General features: G+C 63.0%; 15 protein-coding genes. 11 read left to right on the plus strand and 4 right to left on the minus strand.

Annotated features, from left to right (window positions below):
- The first annotated feature begins 178 nt into the window (after positions 1–178).
- The 3 genes from E1B25_RS10870 to E1B25_RS10880 all read left to right on the plus strand — a co-directional run bounded on the left by E1B25_RS10870 (position 179) and on the right by E1B25_RS10880 (position 5103).
- Positions 179–1483 carry an efflux RND transporter periplasmic adaptor subunit gene (locus E1B25_RS10870; RefSeq protein WP_132829194.1) on the plus strand — a complete coding sequence of 435 codons (1305 nt, stop codon included), beginning with the start codon at positions 179–181 and terminating at the stop codon, positions 1481–1483.
- The gene (locus E1B25_RS10875) at positions 1480–4608 is read left to right on the plus strand and encodes an efflux RND transporter permease subunit (protein WP_132829196.1); all 3129 of its coding nucleotides are present in this window, start codon (positions 1480–1482) and stop codon (positions 4606–4608) included. The genes E1B25_RS10870 and E1B25_RS10875 overlap by 4 nt, the downstream gene beginning before the upstream one ends.
- A 150-nt stretch (positions 4609–4758) precedes the next feature.
- On the plus strand, positions 4759–5103 hold the full coding sequence (locus E1B25_RS10880; protein ID WP_132829198.1) for a hypothetical protein: 345 nt from the start codon (positions 4759–4761) through the stop codon (positions 5101–5103).
- A 34-nt stretch (positions 5104–5137) separates the two neighbouring features.
- Here E1B25_RS10880 and E1B25_RS10885 read toward each other — a convergent pair whose 3' ends face one another.
- From E1B25_RS10885 to E1B25_RS10895, 3 genes are all read right to left on the minus strand, one after another.
- Complete coding sequence (locus E1B25_RS10885) at positions 5138–5617, minus strand: group III truncated hemoglobin (protein ID WP_132829200.1); 480 nt, start codon at positions 5615–5617, stop codon at positions 5138–5140.
- Between the two features lie 220 nt (positions 5618–5837).
- The gene (locus E1B25_RS10890; RefSeq protein WP_132829201.1) at positions 5838–6263 is read right to left on the minus strand and encodes a hypothetical protein; all 426 of its coding nucleotides are present in this window, start codon (positions 6261–6263) and stop codon (positions 5838–5840) included.
- 45 nt (positions 6264–6308) lie between these two features.
- Positions 6309–8225, minus strand: a complete 1917-nt coding sequence (locus E1B25_RS10895) for a PHA/PHB synthase family protein (protein WP_132829203.1) — start codon at positions 8223–8225, stop codon at positions 6309–6311.
- A gap of 160 nt (positions 8226–8385) precedes the next feature.
- Here E1B25_RS10895 and E1B25_RS10900 point away from each other — a divergent pair, with 160 nt between their 5' ends.
- From E1B25_RS10900 to E1B25_RS10935, 8 genes are all read left to right on the plus strand, one after another.
- On the plus strand, positions 8386–9042 hold the full coding sequence (locus E1B25_RS10900; protein ID WP_245510684.1) for a TetR/AcrR family transcriptional regulator: 657 nt from the start codon (positions 8386–8388) through the stop codon (positions 9040–9042).
- 490 nt (positions 9043–9532) lie between these two features.
- Positions 9533–10636: a transporter substrate-binding protein gene (locus tag E1B25_RS10905; RefSeq protein ID WP_132829205.1), complete on the plus strand. Its 1104-nt coding sequence runs from the start codon at positions 9533–9535 to the stop codon at positions 10634–10636.
- Positions 10633–11211 (plus strand): ANTAR domain-containing protein, encoded by a 579-nt coding sequence (locus E1B25_RS10910; RefSeq protein WP_132829207.1) that lies wholly within the window; start codon positions 10633–10635, stop codon positions 11209–11211. Before E1B25_RS10905 ends, E1B25_RS10910 begins: the two co-directional genes overlap by 4 nt.
- A complete protein-coding gene (locus tag E1B25_RS10915; RefSeq protein ID WP_165937601.1) occupies positions 11208–12107 on the plus strand; it encodes an ABC transporter permease in 900 nt (299 codons plus the stop codon). The genes E1B25_RS10910 and E1B25_RS10915 overlap by 4 nt, the downstream gene beginning before the upstream one ends.
- Positions 12107–13027, plus strand: a complete 921-nt coding sequence (locus tag E1B25_RS10920; protein ID WP_132829208.1) for an ABC transporter permease — start codon at positions 12107–12109, stop codon at positions 13025–13027. Before E1B25_RS10915 ends, E1B25_RS10920 begins: the two co-directional genes overlap by 1 nt.
- A 22-nt stretch (positions 13028–13049) precedes the next feature.
- Positions 13050–14675 (plus strand): ABC transporter substrate-binding protein, encoded by a 1626-nt coding sequence (locus tag E1B25_RS10925; RefSeq protein WP_132829210.1) that lies wholly within the window; start codon positions 13050–13052, stop codon positions 14673–14675.
- 2 nt (positions 14676–14677) lie between these two features.
- A complete protein-coding gene (locus tag E1B25_RS10930; protein ID WP_132829212.1) occupies positions 14678–15619 on the plus strand; it encodes an acetamidase/formamidase family protein in 942 nt (313 codons plus the stop codon).
- On the plus strand, positions 15616–17346 hold the full coding sequence (locus E1B25_RS10935; protein WP_132829214.1) for an ABC transporter ATP-binding protein: 1731 nt from the start codon (positions 15616–15618) through the stop codon (positions 17344–17346). Before E1B25_RS10930 ends, E1B25_RS10935 begins: the two co-directional genes overlap by 4 nt.
- Before the next feature lie 253 nt (positions 17347–17599).
- On the opposite strand, the gene E1B25_RS10940 is transcribed toward E1B25_RS10935, so the two are convergent.
- Positions 17600–19189, minus strand: a complete 1590-nt coding sequence (locus tag E1B25_RS10940; RefSeq protein ID WP_132829216.1) for a gamma-glutamyltransferase family protein — start codon at positions 19187–19189, stop codon at positions 17600–17602.
- Positions 19190–19241: the final 52 nt, after the last annotated feature.

Consider the following 19241-nt stretch of genomic DNA (forward strand, 5'->3'; position numbering starts at 1 on the left):
GTAAAATAGATAGTAACTGATTACTAACAAAAGTGAAGATTGAAATGATCGCTGGACGAAAGACAGCAACCGGGCAGGGGTTGGAGCGTCTCAACGCGCCACCTTTCACGCTGTTTGCCCGTTCGCCCAACCGGCAGCACCACAGCCTGTTTGGTCCTGACTCAGAGGAAGCCCAGCCGTGAAAATACCGCATGGATTACGACTCGTTCCGCCAATCGCTATCGGGATTGGTCTCGCGGCATGGTTCGTCTCGACATCCGAGCCTCCGGGGCGGACGCAGGATGCAGAGCGCAGTGTGGTCGCCCGCACGATCACGGCCGAGGCCGTGTCGTTGCGGACGGTTGTGCGCGGTTATGGCGACGTCAAGGCGGCGCGCAGTTGGGAGGCAGTGGCCGAGGTTGCCGGCACCATCATCTGGCGTCACCCCGACCTCGACACGGGCAATATTCTGGCATCGGGCACAAAGGTGCTCAAGATCGATCCGACGGCATACGAACTGGCGGTGGCCGAGGCCGAGGCGGACCTGAAGGCGCTTGCGGCGGATCTGGCCCAGCTCGATGTCGATCAGGCCAATACCAGCCGTCTCGTGGCGCTGGAAGAGAGCCGCCAGCAGCTTGCAGAGGCCGAACTGGCGCGGGTGCGGGATCTGGTCGAGCGTGGCGTGGCGGCGCAATCTGCGCTCGATTCACAGGAACGCACCACGTTGCAGGTTCGTCGCGGTGTCGAGGAGTTGCGCAATGCCGCTGCGCTGATCCCGTCGCGGCGTGCCCGGCTCGACGCGCAGGTGGCGCGGAGCAAAGCGATTCTGGCCCGCTCACGTCGCGATCTTGAAAAGACGGATATTGTCGTTCCTTTTGATCTGCGGGTTGGCCGGGTCCACGTCGAACGGCATCAGTTCGTCGGCGTCGCTCAGCCGCTGGTTACCGCAGATGATATCAACCGGGTCGAGATCGCCGCACAGATCCCCGTGATGTCGTTCCGGCGCCTGCTGGGTGGCGCGGCGCAGGGCGACACGATGACGCTTTCGGATATGCCCGAACGCTTTGCACAGGTGTCCGCCGAGGTGCGGCTTGTCTCTGATCCGTCGCAAAGCTGGACCGGTCGTCTTGTGCGGGTGGAAAGCGCGCTCGACCCACAGGCCCGCTCCGTTCCCGCCGTGATCGAGGTGGACGCCCCCTATGCCGGGGCCAATCCGCCCCTGCGGTTGCCGCTGGTGCCCAACATGTATGTCGAGGTCGTGCTGATCGGACCGGACATGCCGGCACGCGTCACCCTGCCCGACAGTGCAATTCACGAGGGCGGTCTGGTCTATCTGCGCAACAGTGACGGCCGGCTTGAATTGCGCGACGTCACGGTCGCTTGGCGGCAGTCGGGGCAGGCGGTGCTGGCCGAGGGGGTGATCCCCGGCGAGGAGGTCATTCTGGACGATCTGATGCCGGCGATTCCGGGCCTGCGGGTCGATCTGGCGGGGGCGGCAAAATGATCCGTTGGTTCACCGAACATCCCACCGCAGCCAATCTGCTGATTGTGCTGATCTTTGCGGCCGGTCTCATGGCCGCCCCGACACTCAAGCGCGAGACATTTCCTGATTTCAGGGCGGTCGAGGCCGAGATCAGCGTCATTTACCGTGGTGCCACCGCTGAAGAGGTCGAGGACGCGATCTGCCGCCGCATCTGGGATGCCGTCGAAAGCGTCGAGAATCTGGAAGAATTGACCTGCAACGCGCAGGGCGGAATCGGGCGCGCCACGGCCACGATGGTGCCCGGCGGCGACAGCGCGCGGTTCGTGAATGATTTGCGCACCGAGGTGTCGGCGGTGGATGATTTCCCCGAGCAGGCCGATCCGGCCATCGTGCGGGAATTGCATCGCACCGACAACGTGACCTCTGTCGCCATTGCCGGCGATCTGCCTGCAGCGCATCTGGAACGCTATGCGGCGGGGCTTCAGGACAAGCTGTCGGCCCTTCCGGGGGTGGCAAAGGTCACGATGGCGGGGTTTGGTACACGGCAATTCCGCATCACGGTTCCGCGTGCGGTGATGGAACAGCACGGGCTGACGGTGACGGCGCTGGCCGCGACCATCGACGCGCAAAGTGTCGACCGGCCCCTTGGCAGTCTGGAGACCGACGAGCGCGAGATCAGCCTTCGCTTTACCGACGAGCGCCGCAGCGCGGCCGGGTTGGGGGCGCTTGTCGTGCTCTCCCAACCCAACGGTGCCGAGCTGACACTGAACCAGATCGCGACCATTTCCGAAAGCTATGCGCCGGAAGAGGAACGCGCCTTTCTTGATGGTCAGCGCGCGGTGTTCCTGCAGGTCGACAAGGCGCTGGGCGCGGACGCGCTGGAGGTCTTTGACAGCGTCGGGAAACTGGTCACGGACGAACGCGCGGCCCTGCCCGATGCGCTGCGGCTTGAGATCGTCAAGGATATGACCAGCATCGTGCGCGACCGCTTGGTCATGCTGGTGCAGAACGGGATCATGGGGCTGGCGCTGGTCATCGCGGTGATGAGCCTGTTTTTCCGCCCCGGTTTCGCGATCTGGGCCGCGATGGGGCTGCCGGTGGCGATCATGGGGGCCTTCGCGGCAATGGCGCTTCAGGGGCTGTCGCTGAACATGATGACCCTTGTCGCCCTTCTGATGGCGATCGGGATCGTGATGGACGATTCCATCGTGATTTCCGATTCCATCGCCGAGGCCGCAGCCCGCGGGGCCACCCGAAGCGAGGCGGCCATAATCGGCGCGCGCGCGGTGATGCCGGGGGTGCTGTCATCCTTTGCGACCACCATCGCGGTCTTCGGGCCGCTCGCCTTTCTTGCCGGGGATCTGGGCGCGGTTCTGGAGGTCGTGCCGCTGGTCCTGATCGCCGCGCTGGCAGCAAGCTTGGCCGAGGCGTTCTGGGTGCTGCCGCATCACTTGAGCCACGGGTTGAAGAGCGCGGACAAGCCGCCGTCACGGTTTCGCGTAGGGTTTGACGCCTGGTTCGAGCGGGTTCGCGAAAAGCGGGTCGGTGCCGCGGTCGATATGGCGATCCGCCACCGATACCTTGTCACCGGGGTGACGATCGCGGCGCTGATCGTGACCGTCGGATTGATGGCCGGCGGCTATCTCAAGCGCGAGGCGATCCCGGCCATCGACGGGGATGTGCTCGAGGCCCGGATCCTGATGCCGCAAGGCACACCGCTGACCCGGACAACCGAGGTGGTGGACCGGGTGACGGCGGCGCTGAAACAGGTCGACGCGACCTTCACGCCGGATCAGCCCGAGGGTGCGGCACTGGTGAAATCCGTGCAGGTCCGCTTCAACCACAATGCCACGGCGGGCGAGGCCGGGCCGCATGTCGCCACGATCAGCGCCGATCTTCTGAGCGCCGAGACCCGGACCGTGACGCTGGACGAGATCGTGACGCTGTGGCGCGAGGCGATCGGAGAGGTGCCCGGCGCATTGTCCATCTTGCTGACCGAGCCCAGTATCGGCCCGCAGGGGATCGCGATCGAAATCCGCCTGTCGGCACCAGACCTTGATGATCTGGCTGTCGCGGCCGAACGGTTGCTTGCCGAAACCCAAAGCTACGCCGGGGTCTTCAATGCCACCCACGACCTGCATCCGGGCAAGCCGGAGCTTCGGTTGCATCTGGCCGAGGGGGCGACCGGGCTGGGATTGAGCGCGCGCGACGTCGCGGATCAGGTCGGCGCGGCCTTTCTGGGCCGGGTCATATCGACGGTCCAGAAGGGGGACATCGCGCATGAGGTCGAGCTTGAGCAGTCGAGCGAAGATCGCGATTCCCGTGATGATCTGCGCGATTTCACCGTGACGCTGCGGGATGGACAACAGGTGCCGCTGTCGACCGTGGCCGTTGTCGAGGAGGCGCGCGGCTGGTCCTCCATTACCCATGTCGACGGGCAACGCACGGTCACCGTTCAGGCCGACGTCGATACAAGGATCGGCAACGCCGATGCCATCGTGTCCGAGCTGAAAACCGGTTTCCTGCCCGGATTGGCGGCCGCGACGCCCGGGCTGCAGTTCGAGATCGGCGGGCAAAGCGCCAATTCGGCGGAAACCGTCGCGTCGATCCTGCGCGGTTTCCTGATCGGGTTGGTCGGAATCTATGTGGTTCTGTCGTTCCAGTTTCGCAGCTACGTCGAGCCGGTGATCGTGATGGTGTCTATCCCGCTGGCCTTCATCGGCGTGGTTCAGGGCCATCTGCTCATGGGGTACAACATCTCGATGCCGTCGCTGATCGGTGCCGCGTCGCTGGCCGGGATCGTGGTGAACAACGCGATCCTGCTGGTGCAGGTTGTCAAGCAGCACGCTGGCGAGGGAATGGATCTGGCGCGGGCGGCCGGGCAGGCCAGCCGCGAGCGGTTCCGCCCGATCCTGATGTCGGTCTCGACGACGATGATGGGGCTGGTTCCGCTGTTGATGGAAACCAGTACGCAGGCGCAGACATTGAAGCCGCTGGTGATTTCGGTGGTGTTCGGCCTGTTCTCGTCAACCCTTCTGGTCCTGATCGTCCTGCCTGCCTTTTACGCCATCCTCGGCGATCTGGGGCTGGCTCAAATCCAGAAGACGTCCACCGAAACGCCGGTTCGCGGCAAAAAACTTATGTAAAACAGGGAGGAGAAGATCATGCCGGGTGAAATCATCTGCGGGGGGCATTCGAGAAAGGCGCGACAGGGCTTACCCTTCAAATCAAGCGCGGCGGGTCGATTGCGCAAAGGCCGGGGGGACGAAGGGAACACCGCCGCCCTGGCGCGCTGTGTGAAAACCGCGACCCTGGCTGTCGCGATCCTGGTCGCCTTCTGCGTGGAGGGCAATGCGCAGGACCTTCTTTCGGGGCCGGACATCCAGTCGCGGATCGTCGGCCACAGCTTTCACGGCAAGAAAGGGATCATGTCGGTGTCCTTGCTCTATGCCGAGGATGGCACCGTGACCATGAAGGCACCGATGGGCACAGGGGCGGGAACCTGGGCGCTGTCGGACAACCGGTTGTGCGTCAAGATGCTTACCGGTCCGCGCAAGATGGACGACTGCCTGACGTTCACCCGCCAGTCCGACGGAACCTATCGCGCCTCGAACGGTATGCGGCTGACACCGGCCGAGTGAGGCGCGCGCGACGGGGCGGCGGGGGCCCGTTCGGTTAGTCTCGCCGCAACCTGTCGCCTAGGCGGGCCGTGTCGGCTGCCGTGTTTTCGAAAAGCGCCGCCTTCAGCCGTTGTGCGATACGCTCGGCCCGGGTCACCAGGTAATTCGCCGCTTCGGGCGTCGGGGCCGTTTCTTCAAGCGTGGCGCGAAACAGCTCAAGCCAGCGGTCAAAATCCTCGCGCCGCAGCCCGGGCAGGTTGCGATGCACCGCGACCAGCTTTTCGGTAGAGCCGCCATCGTGCACCGCGACGTCAAGCCAGAAGGCCCGCATCCGTTCCACCTGCGCGCGCCGATCCTGCGTCGTCTTTCCCTCGAACACCCGGCACAGCTGTTTGTCGGCGCGGATGCGGGCGACGAAGAAATCGAGCATTCGGGACAGGTACGCCCGATCGATCCCGATGATTTCGACCGCCTGTTTGAGCTGGCCACACTTTCGGTCTGGAACAGCCTGTTCGGGATTGAAACGATCCGACATTCAGCGCCTCCCTCGCAATCATTCGGTTGCCGGGGTTTCGGGCCGGGCGGCGCTGATGACCTCGTCCTCCTCGTCATCAACGCCGCGACCCCCGCGATGCGCGGGACATTTTGGGGCATGTCGCCGCGACCGCGGATCTCACTTGGGACGTGTCCCTGAGAGCCAGTTCACCGCCCAGAGCGCAGGGCATACGGTGCCAGCCACTCGAACGGGGGCAGTTTCAGCGTGGGGCTCGCCCGCCGCCCTGTGCTGCATCAAAACCGGGTTTTTCCTTGCGCCGCGCCACGGTGACGATGAGGACCCAGACAGCCGTACGCAGGCCCATCGCCCCGACGGTGCGAACCTCGTAGGCACCGCCAAGCGCCACATGCACCCAGAACGCGATCATCACCAAGGCCGTGGTGACAAGGATCGCGATCGAAAGGCGCACCGCCCAATGCCGTTGCAGGAAAAGGCCGATGCCAGCGCCGACATAGGCGAAGCCAGCCAGAAAATTGAACCACAGCACAAACGGAACCGCATTCCCGACCGCAGCGCGCGCCGCAGCGTCCCCGAAAAGCGCCCGCCCGCCCGAGGCGACAGTCAGCAGCCCGAAGGCGATGGCAACCGTCGCCGCGACCCTCAATCCCCACCGTCTGTTTTCCATGGTTTGATCCTTTTTTTGCAGGCCGGTCCGGCAAATGCAGGCCGTCTATTTCTGAAATATGTAGGTGCCGGGCGCATCCGCGTGCGGCGCTTGCCCCTTGCGACCCATGGGCGGCGGAGCGGTTTCAGCACCGGAGCGGTCGGCGAGCCACCCGGTCCAGGCGCTCCACCAGGACCCGTCCTGTTCCGGTGTGGTCTGGATCCATCTTTCGGGATCCATGTGCAGATCGGTGGCCTTGCGGCTGCGGACCCGGAAGCTTCGGCGCGGGTGGCCCGGCTCGGACAGGATACCGGCGTTATGGCCGCCGCTGGTCAGCGCGAAGGTCACATCGGTGTCGCTGAGCATGTCGATCTTGTAAACCGACTGCCACGGCGCAACATGGTCCTTGGCCGTTCCCACGGCAAAGACAGGTACGCGGATGTCAGAGACGTGGATTGGCCGATCTTCCACCCGGAAACGTCCCTCGGCCAGATCGTTGTTCAGATAAAGCTTGCGCAGATACTCCATATGCATCCGGTAGGGCATGCGTGTCGCATCCGCGTTCCAGGCCATGAGGTCGCTCGCTGCTGCTCGCTCTCCCATCAGGTAGTCGCGCACCATCCGGGACCAGATCAGGTCGTTTGATCGCAGCATCTGAAAGGCGCCGGCCATCTGTGTCGTATCCAGATAGCCCTGCTTCCACATCACGCTGTCGAGAAAGGCGAGTTGGCTTTCGTTGATGAAAAGCCCCAGTTCGCCCGGCTCGGTGAAATCGACCTGGCTGGCCAGAAGCGAGAGCGAGCTCAGCCGGTCGTCGCCGTCGCGCGCCATCGCGGCCGCCGCGATCGACAACAGCGTGCCGCCCAGACAGTAGCCCACACCATGAACCTTCTGGTCCGGGACGATCCCGCCGATTGCCTCCAGCGCCTCCATCACCCCAAGACGCCGGTAATCGTCGAGCGACAGATCGCGATCCCCCACGTCAGGGTTTTTCCACGAGATGACAAAGACCGTGTGGCCCTGTTCGACCAGATACCGCACCATCGAATTCTGCGGCGAGAGGTCAAGGATATAGTATTTCATGATCCAGGCCGGGACGATCAGGATCGGCTCGGGGCGTACGGTGTCCGTGAGTGGGGCGTACTGGATGAGCTCGATCAACTGATTGCGATAGACGACGCTGCCTTTCGTCACCGCCACGTCCCGGCCCGGCAGGAAAGAGTCGGCGCTCTCTTGCGCCGCTCCGGTCAGCGATTTCTGTGTGTCCTGCAGGACATTCTGCATCCCGCGGACAAGGTTCATGCCGTAACTCTCACGGGTCTTTTTCAGGACCTCCGGATTCGTCCAGGGGAAATTGGACGGGGCCATCGTGTCGAGCATTTGGCGGGTCAGGAACTGCAATTCGCGTTCATGCTGTGCCGTGACCCCGGGCACGTCCGTGACGACCTGGTGCCACCATTGTTGTTGCAGCAGGAACCCCTGCTGGAGCAGGTTGAAAGGCCGCATCTGCCAGGCATTGCCCTTGAAACGATCGTCCTGCGGCAGCGCGTCGATGCAGGGGGCCACGGTGTTGGCCGAGGCCGTCGATTTCATCGCATAGCGCGTAAAGCGGCGACCCTTTTCCGCGGCCTTTTCCACGAGGCCCAGCCGCTTGCCCGGCGCGGCCATCATATGCGTCGACCAATCGACCCAGGCGTTCATCAGCGCGGCAGGCGAAAGCCCGTGCGTCAGGCGCGACAGCCCGACCTGTGTCGCATGATCAAGGGCGTCACGAACGGCTGCGGCTGAATCGTGGCACGCACCGGCATCCGCAACCTGCGTCACGGGGGCGGTGTCGCGTTCGACACCGGACCCCGCTGCCGGGGGGGCATCCGCCGTTGGGAGACGCGATGCGCGCTCCTCAGCAGGGGTTCCCCCGTTGGACGCTCGCGCAGGGTGCGGGGTCCGCAGTTTCACCACCTGGTTTTCAGCATTCGGCTCCATGGACCCTCCTTGATGTTCCAACTGGCCATTCCGAGAGGAAAGCCATTTCCACTAGCGGACCTCTTCGAATCAAGATAGTAATCAATTACTATATTAAATCAAGCCATGACGCTCGGTAACGAAATTGAGCGCCGTCCCCGCCTCTGGTATCAAGGTAAGGGTGGCTCTCGAAACAAAGAGATGGAGATGTGTAGTGGTGCGGACCAGAGCAAAGAAAATCCCGGCAGAGGAACGCCGGAACGTCACCGTCGAGGCGGTCATCGATCTTGCCGGCTCCACGAACCCGGATTCCATAACCACTGCTGCTATCGCCGAACACATGCACCTGACGCAGGGCGCGATCTTTCGCCATTTTCCCAACAAGGACGCGATCTGGACGGCGGTCATTACCTGGGTGTCAAAGACCCTGATGGCCCGGATCGAACGTGCCGCCAAGGACGCCGAGACGCCACTTGAAAAAATGGAGTCGATGTTCATGGCGCACGTCAGCTTTGTGGCTGACCACCCCGGCGTTCCGCGCATGCTGTTCGGGGAACTTCAGAATGCGCGAAAGACGCCCGCCAAGAGCCTGGCGCAAAACATGATGAAACAATACGCGGCCCGCTTGGGTGAATTGATCGCGGCTGGCAAGGCGTGCAAGGAATTGCGCCCAGATCTGGACGAGGGGGCGGCGGCGACGTTGTTCGTCGGCACCATTCAGGGCTTGGTCATGCAATCGTTGATTGCTGGCGACATGGGGCAAATGCAGCTCGACGCGCCGCGGGTTTTTGCGATTTATCTGCGTGGTATCTCGATGCCTCATGACATCAAGGCATAGGAGAAAGGGCATCACGAGGGCCCGCTTTCTCAAGGCGATAGCCGGGGCTTCTGACCAGATTGCCCCCGACCTGCAAGGCAACGAACTGGCCAGCCTAGAATGAGGCGCTGAAGTCGTGCGGTTTGCTGACGATCCCCGGATCGGAAACACAGGCTTGCATGTGTCAAGGGGGGGCGATTCCGAAATGACGCGAGCGCCAAAGCCGATTGGCACGCGGCGCACAGTCAGGCCACTGCCGGGCAGTGCAGGAGATTTCCGTCACAGCCGGGGGCTTGTCGGCATCTTTCGTCACAGAACGGCTTGGCGCGGGTTTGGTGCTGAAATTATGGGCGGATCTCGGCGTGCTGGCTGGGTAAATGTAAAATCGCTTTGACAATCCGTGCAACCTTTGGTCTTTTTGGGACACATGGTGGATTGATCCGCCGATGGCATTCGCGCCCCGCTCACCCCCTACAGGGTGTCGGGGTTTTTTGTTTTTGAAGGGACCGACATGGAGCGCTTCGACCTTGGTCTCGTGTTTTCGACCACGGGGCCGTATGCCGCCTTGGGTCGGGCTGCGCGTGCCGGAGCCGAGCTTGCGATCGCAGATCTGGCGCGTGACGGCGTGGCCCAGATTACGCCGGTGGTCTGCGATCCGGCGGGCCGTCCCGATGCTTATGAGGCCATGACCCGCGATGTTCTTGAACAAGGGGTGTCGCATGTGGTCGGTGCGATCACCTCATGGAGCCGCAAGGACATGATCCCGGTGCTGGAACGCTATGGGGCGCTTTTATGGTATCCTTGCCCCTATGAGGGATTCGAGAGCAACGATCACGTGATCTACATGGGGGCGGCGCCAAACCACCATATGATCCCGTTGCTCGATAGAATGCTGGCCGCTGGCGTGCGCCGCGCCTATCTTCTGGGATCGAACTATGTCTGGGGGTGGGAGACTCTGCGCCTTGCCCGCGCGCGCCTGTCCGAGGCCGGGGTGGAAATTGTCGGAGAGCGCTATGTGCCGCTGGGCGAGACCGATTGCACCTTGGCCCTGTCCGAAATCGCGGAGCATGGCGTGGACATGGTCATCAACTCCCTGATCGGGCCGTCGAACGTCGCGTTCATGCACGGATTGCCTGCGCAGGGCCGCCCCGAAGTGGTCTCCTGCAACCAGTCCGAGGCGGATCTGGAGGCGCTGGGCCAAGCTGGCGACGGGCTGGTTTCGGCCGGCACCTATTTCGAGGAGTTGGGGCCGCAGGATTTCGTTCGACGCGCCGCCAAGGTGGCGCCGAATGGGCGGTGCTCGTCCTTTTTTGCCACGACCTATGCCAGCGTCTGCATCCTTGCGCAGTCGATCAAGCGCGCAGGGAGCGCTGCCCCCAAGGCGGTCTTTCGCGCCGCTTGCGCGGGGCCGCACGACACTGTTCTGGGGACGGTTCGGATCGATCCGATGACTCGCCACGCCGCACTGACCCCACATATTGCGCGCGCCAAACAAGGGCGGTTCCACCTGATCGCCTCGTCCGAGGGGCCCATCATCGCTGATCCGTACCTGACCAGCGTGCAGCCCGTGCGTGGCGGCCCAAGAGAAACGCCCAGCCTGAGGATCGTGAAATGACCTATAGCTTTGTCGGCAAGACAGGCATTGTCCTGCATCCCAGCGCCGAGATGCGCGAGCAACTGGTCCGGCGGCTGGCGACCTACGGGATCCGCGCCCAAGGGCGATGGCCCGAACTTGAGCCCGGCGAAACGGAAGCCGATCTGCTGGTGGTTGACCTTGACCGCGCCGAGGACGGGCAATTCCCTTGGCCGCCGCAGGCAGCGCCGATGCCGGTGTTGGGGCTGATCGGCTCTGAAACCCCCGGCCGTCTGGAGTGGGCGATCCGGCAGGGGCTGGACGCTTTCCTGCCCATTGGCGCGACGGCGAACCTGTATTCGGCGTTGGTGTTGGGCTTTGCCCGCTATGACGAACGCTGCGAGACGCGCCGCAGAGAGGCCGAGAGCGCACGGCGCGCGTCGCTGCGGCTGGACCTGCTGCGCGCGGTAATCTCCATCATGCAGGCCGAGGGCATCGACGAGGCCCGGGCGCTGAAAAAACTGCGCGCCTTCGCCATGGTCGAGCGCGTGGCGTTGGAGGATGCCGCAACGCTTTATCTCTCCAGCCCGGCCAAGCGCGGGAAGGCAAAAGCATGACCTCGGCGACCGATACGACGCCCGCGCCCAAGACCTCGCGAAAGGGAGTTCGCATTCTGCAGGATCTGCTGACGCGCCCACGTGCGGCCTTTGGCCTGTTCATTATCGTGCTGATGGTGGGGGCGGCTGTGTTCGCGCCTTGGATCATGCCGCATGACCCGTTCGAGCAGAGTTTCGACGGTCTCAGCCTGGTTGGTGCGCCGCTGCCGCCCGGGGGCGATTTCCTTTTGGGCACCGACCTTCTGGGCCGCGATCTGGCGTCCCGGCTGATCCTTGGCACGAGGACCTCCCTGATCATCGGGGTGCTCGCCAATGGCATCGCGATCCTGCTGGGGGCAGGTGTGGGCATCACCGCTGGATATTTCGGGGGCTGGGTGGGCGCGATCCTGATGCGCTTTACCGATTTGATGATGGCCTTTCCGGCGCTGTTGCTGGCGATTGTTCTGGCGGCGATCTTCCAGCCTTCGCTGCTGATCGTGGCGCTGGTGATCGCGATGGTGAACTGGGTGCAGATGGCGCGCGTGATCTATACCGAGACGCGCAGTCTGGCCGAGCGCGACTTTATCACGGTGCAGCGCGCGCTGGGGGCAGGGCATCTGCGGATCCTGCTCAAGCATCTGTTGCCGCATCTGCTCTCCTCCATCGTGGTGTTCGGCACGCTGGGGATCTCAACCACCGTGCTGCTGGAGGCGACGCTGAGCTTTCTTGGCGTCGGGGTCCAACCGCCGATGCCGAGTTGGGGGAATATCATCTTCGAAAACCAGACCTATTTCTCGACGGCGCCTTGGCTGGTGTTCATCCCCGGTAGCGCCATCCTTCTGCTGGCGCTGGCCTTTAACCTGGTGGGGGATGCGCTGCGCGATATCCTCGATCCGACGTTGAAAGGACGCCACTGATGTCGGCCTATCTTGTCCGTCGCCTGTTCGAAAGCGCCTTGATCCTGATCGGGATCACACTGGTGACCTTCGTTCTGCTTTACCTTGTCCCTGCCGACCCGGCGCGGCAGATCGCGGGGCGGTCCGCCACCGTCGAGACGGTGCAGAACATCCGCGACCAGTTGGGTTTGAACGATCCCTTTTTCCTGCAGTACTGGCGGTATCTGACCGCGCTGTTTCAGGGCGATATGGGGCGCAGCTATCTCCAACGTGCCGAGGTGTCCGAGTTGATCGCCACGCGCCTTCCGGCATCGCTGTTGTTGATGGTCGCGGCCATCGTGACGGAATTGGCGTTCGGCCTGACCATCGGTATCGTCGCCGCCCTGCGCCGCAACAAGCCGGTCGATCACGGGCTGATGATCTTCAGCTTCGTGTCGATTTCGGCCCCGCAATTCGTGATCGGCATCCTGTTGCTTTACGTCTTCGCGGTGAAGCTCGGCTGGTTCCCGATCGGCGGCTACGGCACCTTTGCCCATGTGGTGCTGCCGGCCGTGACGCTCGGGTTTCTCGGGGCCGGGTGGTACAGTCGGATGATGCGCTCAAGCGTGATCGACGTCCTGGGGCAAGACTTTGTACGCACCGCGCAGGCCAAGGGGTTGGGCAAGGCCCGCATCATCCTGCGGCACGTTCTACCCAACGCCATCCTGCCGATCATTGCCATGATCGGTATCGACATCGGGCTGTTCATGTCCGGCATCGTCGTGGTGGAAAGCGTGTTTGGTTGGCCCGGGATCGGCCAACTGGCCTGGCAGGCGATTCAGCGTGTGGATATCCCCGTCATCATGGGCGTGACCATGGTTTCGGCGACCGCGATCGTTCTGGGCAACCTTCTGGCCGACCTTGTCGCGCCACTCGTCGATCCCCGAATCAAGATGAAATAGAAACCAACAGAGGACTGATAACATGAGAAAAATTCTTTTGTCCGGTGTCGCTGGGCTGGCTCTGACCGCCCAGATGGCAACCGCCGAAGTGGACGAAAATGCACCCATGGGCGGGTCCATGATCGTCACCTACAAGGATGACGTGGCCACGCTGGACCCGGCCATCGGGTACGACTGGCAGAACTGGTCGATGATCAAATCGCTCTTTGACGGGCTGATGGGCTATGCGCCGGGCACCACCACGCTGCGCAACGAGTTGGCCAGCAGCTATACCATCTCCGAAGATGGTCTGACCCACATCTTCAAGCTGAAGGACGGGATCAAGTTCCACAACGGGCGCGAAATCGTCGCCTCGGATGTGAAATTCTCTCTTGACCGTGTCACCAACCCCGAGACGCGCTCGCCCGGCGCCGGGTTCTTTGGCATGATTGCCGGCTTCGATGACTGGAGCGCGGGCAATGGCGAGGGCCTGTCCGGCGTCAAGGTGATCGACGACAAGACCGTCGAGATCACCCTGTCGCGCCCTGACGCCACCTTTGGCCACGTCATGGCGCTGAACTTTGCCTCCATCGTCCCGAAAGAAGCGGTCGAAGCCTCGGGCGAAGATTTCGGGCGTGAACCGGTCGGGTCGGGGGCGTTCAAACTGGCAGAATGGTCGCCGGGTCAGCGCGTGGTGTTCGAGCGGTTCGAAGACTATCACCGCGCAAACCTGCCCAAGCTGGATCAGGTGACCTTCGAGATTGGCCTTGAGCCGACCGTGGCGCTGTTGCGTCTGCAGCAAGGGCAAGCGGATATTCCCGGTGACGGCATTCCGCCGGCGCAGTTCCTGCAGGTCATGAATGATCCGGCGCAAAAGGCGCATGTGATCGAGGGCGGTCAGTTGCATACCGGCTATATCACCCTGAATACACAGATGGCCCCGTTCGACAATGTCGCCGTGCGCAAGGCCGTGAACATGGCGATCAACAAGGACCGGATCGTCAAGATCATCAACGGTCGCGCCGTGCCCGCGAACCAGCCGCTGCCGCCCACCATGCCGGGCTATGCCGATGACTATGAAGGCTATGCCTTTGACCCGGCCAAAGCCAAGGACATGCTGGCTGAAGCAGGCTTTGCCGACGGGTTCACCACCGAACTTTATGTGATGAACGTGGATCCCAATCCGCGCATCGCACAGGCCATCCAGCAGGATCTGAAGGAAATCGGGATCACCGCCGAAATTCGCAACCTTGCGCAGGCCAATGTCATCGCCGCAGGCGGCGAGGCGGATCAGGCCCCGATGATCTGGTCCGGTGGCATGGCATGGATCGCGGATTTCCCCGATCCGTCCAACTTCTACGGCCCGATCCTTGGCTGCGCCGGTGCGGTGCAGGGCGGCTGGAACTGGTCGTGGTACTGTAACGAGGACCTGGACGCTCGTGCAGCCGAAGCCGACGCCATGACTGGCGAGGCCAATGCGGCGGCGCGTATCGAGGCGTGGAAATCCATCTATCTCGACGTGATGGAGGATGCGCCCTGGGTGCCCGTGTTCAACGAGCAACGCTTCACCCTGACCTCGGGCAAGGTCGCCGGCGACGCCAGCCTGTTCGTCGACCCGGTCCATATCCCGGTCAACTATGACTACATCTATTCGAAGGAAGCAGAATAACCATGTGTCAGCACTGTGATTACACGATCCACGGTGCACACCATCACGGGTGGGACAATTCGCTCCCACCCGTCGAAACGGTGGCCCCCGGATCACGCCTGCACTTTCAATGTCTCGACAGTTCGGGCGGGCAATTCAACAAGGGCAGCACCAGCGCGGATGTGCCCGGTCTGGACTTCTCCAAGATCAACCCGGTGACCGGGCCGGTCTATGTGGATGGGGCCAAACCCGGCGACGTGCTGAAGGTCAAGATCGAAGCCTTCCACCCCTCGGGCTTTGGCTGGACCGCGAATATCCCCGGTTTTGGCCTGTTGGCGGATCAGTTCACCGATCCTTACCTGAAGATCTGGGACTATAATCCTGAAACGCTGGCGCCGTCGCTGTTTTCCGATATCGCCAAGGTGCCGCTGAAACCTTTTGCCGGCACCATCGGTCTTGCCCCGGCTGAGCCCGGGCTTCATTCGGTCGTGCCGCCCCGGCGCGTGGGGGGCAATCTGGACATCCGCGATCTGGCGGCCGGCACCACGCTGTACCTGCCGGTCGAGGTTGAAGGCGCCTTGTTCTCGGTTGGGGACACCCATGCCGCGCAAGGTGACGGTGAAGTTTGCGGCACCGCCATCGAAAGCCCGATGGATGTGGAGGTGACGCTGGACGTGATCAAGGGCGAAAAGCTTCTCTTTCCGCGCTTTTCAACGCCGGGGCCGGTGACACGGCACCTGGACGCAAAGGGCTACGAGGTCACCACCGGGATCGGCAATGACATGATGCAGGCGGCCAAGGATGCGCTTGCGGCCATGGTTGATCTGCTTGGTCGGACCAAGGGGATGTCGGCAGAGGACGCCTATCTGTTGTGTTCCGTTTGTGGCGATCTGCGGATTTCCGAGATCGTGGACATGCCGAACTGGGTGGTCAGCTTCTACTTCCCCAACGTGGTGTTCGAATGAACCAACCGGTGCTTACGGTGCGCGACCTGAGTGTTCAGGTCGCCACCCCCTCGGGCGCGAAGATGGTGCTTGAGGGGCTGTCCTTTGATCTGCGCGCGGGGGAGACGCTGTGCCTTGCGGGCGAAAGCGGATCCGGCAAGTCGATGACCGCGCTGGCGATCATGGGGTTGCTGCCGAAACCGATGTGCCGGATCGCCGGTGGTTCGGTCAAGCTGGGCGAAACCGAACTGGTCGGCCTGTCTGATGCCGGCTATCGCCAAATCCGCACCGCGCGGGTGGCGATGATCTTTCAAGAACCGATGACCTCGCTCAATCCGCTGATGACGGTTCAGCAGCAGTTGAGTGAAACGCTTCTGGAACATGGAGCCTGTACGCGGGCCGAGGCGCCGGGGCGCGCATTGCAGCTTTTGCGTGATGTGCAACTGACTGAACCGGACCGCCGTTTGAAGCAGTATCCGCACGAATTGTCCGGTGGGATGCGCCAGCGAGTGATGATCGCCATCGCGCTGGCCTGCGACCCCGAGGTGCTGATCGCGGACGAACCGACGACAGCGCTGGATGTGACGGTGCAGGCCGAGATCCTCGATCTGATCCGGGACTTGCAGCGCGATCACGGCACGGCCGTTCTGATGATTACGCACGATATGGGGGTCGTGGCCGAAATGGCGGACCGCGTCGTGATCCTGCGGCATGGCTGCGAAGTGGAAAGCGCGCCGGTTCGGGATCTTTTTGCGGCGCCGCAAAGCGCCTATGCGCAAGAGCTTCTGGCCGCTGTGCCGCGCCTTGGCAGTGCGCCGCCGCGCCCGGCAAAACCACAGGGACCAACCGTTCTCAAGGTGGATGATCTGACGGTGCGCTTCGACGTGACCGGCGGCCTTCTCAACCGTGTGACAGCGCGGGTTCATGCAGTCGAGGGGGTGTCGTTCGATATCCGGGCTGGCGAGACACTGGCGCTTGTCGGCGAATCCGGCTGCGGCAAATCCACCATCGGCAAGGCGCTGCTGGGACTGGTCCCGTGGCAGGGCTCGGTTCTGGTCAATGGTCGCCAGACGCGCGGCATGGGACCGGCCCGGCTCAAACCTGTGCGCCGTGACATCCAGATGGTGTTTCAGGATCCCGGGGCATCGCTGGATTCGCGGATGACGGTGGGGGATCAGGTGGCTGAACCGCTGTTGATCCATGGTCTGGCGTCAGGATCTGAACTGACGGACCGCACCGAACATTTGTTCCGGCGGGTCGGCCTGTCACCCGACATGATGGCGCGCTATCCGCATGAATTTTCGGGCGGGCAACGCCAGCGCATCAACATCGCGCGGGCCCTGTCGCTGTCGCCCAAGCTTATCGTCGCCGATGAAAGCGTTTCGGCTCTGGACGTTTCGGTGCAAGCGCAAGTGCTTGGGCTTTTGCAGGAAATCCAGGATGAGGACGGGTTGGCGTTTCTGTTCATCAGCCACGACATGGCCGTGATCGAGCAGGTCGCGGACCAAGTCATGGTCATGCGCCTCGGGCAGGTGGTCGAGGAAGGCGCGCGCGACGCGGTGCTTCGCGATCCGCGCCATGCCTATACACGGCGCCTGCTGTCGGCGGTGCCGGTGCCCGACCCCACGCAGCTGCGCCATGAACGGATCGAGACCGAAAGCCTCGGCAGCCCGATCTGGCCGGCAGGGCAGGGGCCCGAAAAGTTGCACCTGAACGCCGTCGCCCCGGATCACAGAGTGGCGGTCTGATCAAGTCGCGCCCCGAGGACCGCCCGCTTTGAGCGTCAACACGCAGGGGGCTGGGCTGTGATCTCAGGCACCATCGCCCCTCAAGCTGACGTTGACGGTGTTTCCCACCGGAGCCTTGCTTTGAAGGCGCCCGATGGGGCGCCTTCAAATACATATACCGCGCTGCTAGGCTTTAGGACGCATGCGGAAGACGCCTGCCGCAGGTCGGTCAGCGTTCGCAACGCAGGCGCATAGGTCCTGCAGGACTGCGCGCTCAGAACCCCAGAGCCATGCCGTCCTTGCGGGTATCGCTGGCGCCGGTCAGCAACCCTGTCTTGGGGCAAATGTGGATCGCTTGGCTACCCCCGATGGGGCTGGTCTGGATCGCCAGCACGTGTCCGCGTGACGTCAAATCGGCCTTTGCCTCCTCAGATACGCCAGGTTCGATCTGCAATTTTCCATCATGGGCAAAGCTGCGCGGTGCATCCATCGCGTCCTGAAGGTCCATGCCAAGGTCCAGCACGGCAGACAGGAACGCCGCATGGCCAGCCGCCTGATATTGGCCCCCCATCACGCCAAACGGCATCGCCGCAACGCCATCCTTGCACAGCATGCCCGGAATGATCGTGTGCATCGGCCGTTTGCGCGGGGCGATGGCGTTGGGATGTCCCTCGATCAGCCGGAAGGACGCACCGCGCGAATGAAACAGCACGCCGGTCACAGGATCGAGGCGGGTTGATCCGAAACCGTGAAAGATCGAGTTGATAAAGGACAATGCATTGCCGTCTTCATCAACGACACAAAGATAGATGGTATCCTTGTGCTCGGGCTCGTCCCACAGCGCTGGTGGCAGGGCATGGCGCATGTCGATCCGCGCGGCGAGCGTGTCCACGACCTTGTCCGACAGCAGCGTCTCGACGACATCGGGGCAGGAGGCCGGATCGCTGATCAATGCATCCCGATGATGATAGGCAAGCTTGGTCGCCTCGGCGTGCAGGTGGATGCGATCTGCTTCCGACAACCCTTTTCCCATGTCAAAGCGCGACAGGATCCGCAGGATCAGCAGCGCCGCCAAACCCTGACCGTTGGGCGGGCATTCGTAGACATCGTACCCGCCATAGCTGGTCGAAATCGGGTCGACCCAATGGGCTTGGTCGCGGGCCTCGTGGAAATCTTCTTCGGTGTGCAGCCCGCCAAGAGAGCGCAGATGCGCCGTCATCTGCGCGGCAACCTCACCTTCGTAGAACGCCGTCGCGCCCTTGGCTGCAATTTCGCGCAGGCGGGTGCCAAGAAGCGGCTGGGCGTGCATCTGGCCTACGCTGGGCGCCTTGCCTTCGGGCAAGAAAAGCTTGGCCGCATGTTCATCCCCCGCCACAACCGCAGCATTGGCGGCCCAGTCCATCGCGACACGCGGGGTCACCGGATAGCCATTTTCGGCATAGCCGATCGCGCGGGAAAACAGCCGGTCAAGCGGCAGCGAGCCGTGATCCTCGTGCAGGCGGCACCATGCCGAAATTGCACCGGGGATCGTGACAGCATGTGGGCTGGTCTGGGGGATGCTATCGGTGAGACCGGCGGCCTTGAGCGCCTCGACTGTTGCGGCGGCGGGGGCACGACCCGACCCGTTGAGCGCCTTCACCTTGCCGCCTTTCGGAGCATAGAGCGCGAAACAGTCGCCGCCGATTCCAGTCATCAGCGGATCGACCACGCAGTGCACCGCAACAGCGGCGAGGGCCGCATCGACGGCGTTGCCCCCTTGGGCCAATATCTCATGGCCAACGGCCGTAGAGAGCGGATGCGAGGTGGCAATCATTGCTTTCGGGGCGAGTGTGCTGGGGCGGCGAGCGGAAAAGAAGTTGAACATGTCAGTCGTCCTGTAGGGGTTGGATTGAAGGCCGTGAACGGGTGTCGAGCCC

Source organism: Antarcticimicrobium sediminis (assembly GCF_004348975.1).
Taxonomy (GTDB): Bacteria; Pseudomonadota; Alphaproteobacteria; order Rhodobacterales; family Rhodobacteraceae; genus Antarcticimicrobium; species Antarcticimicrobium sediminis.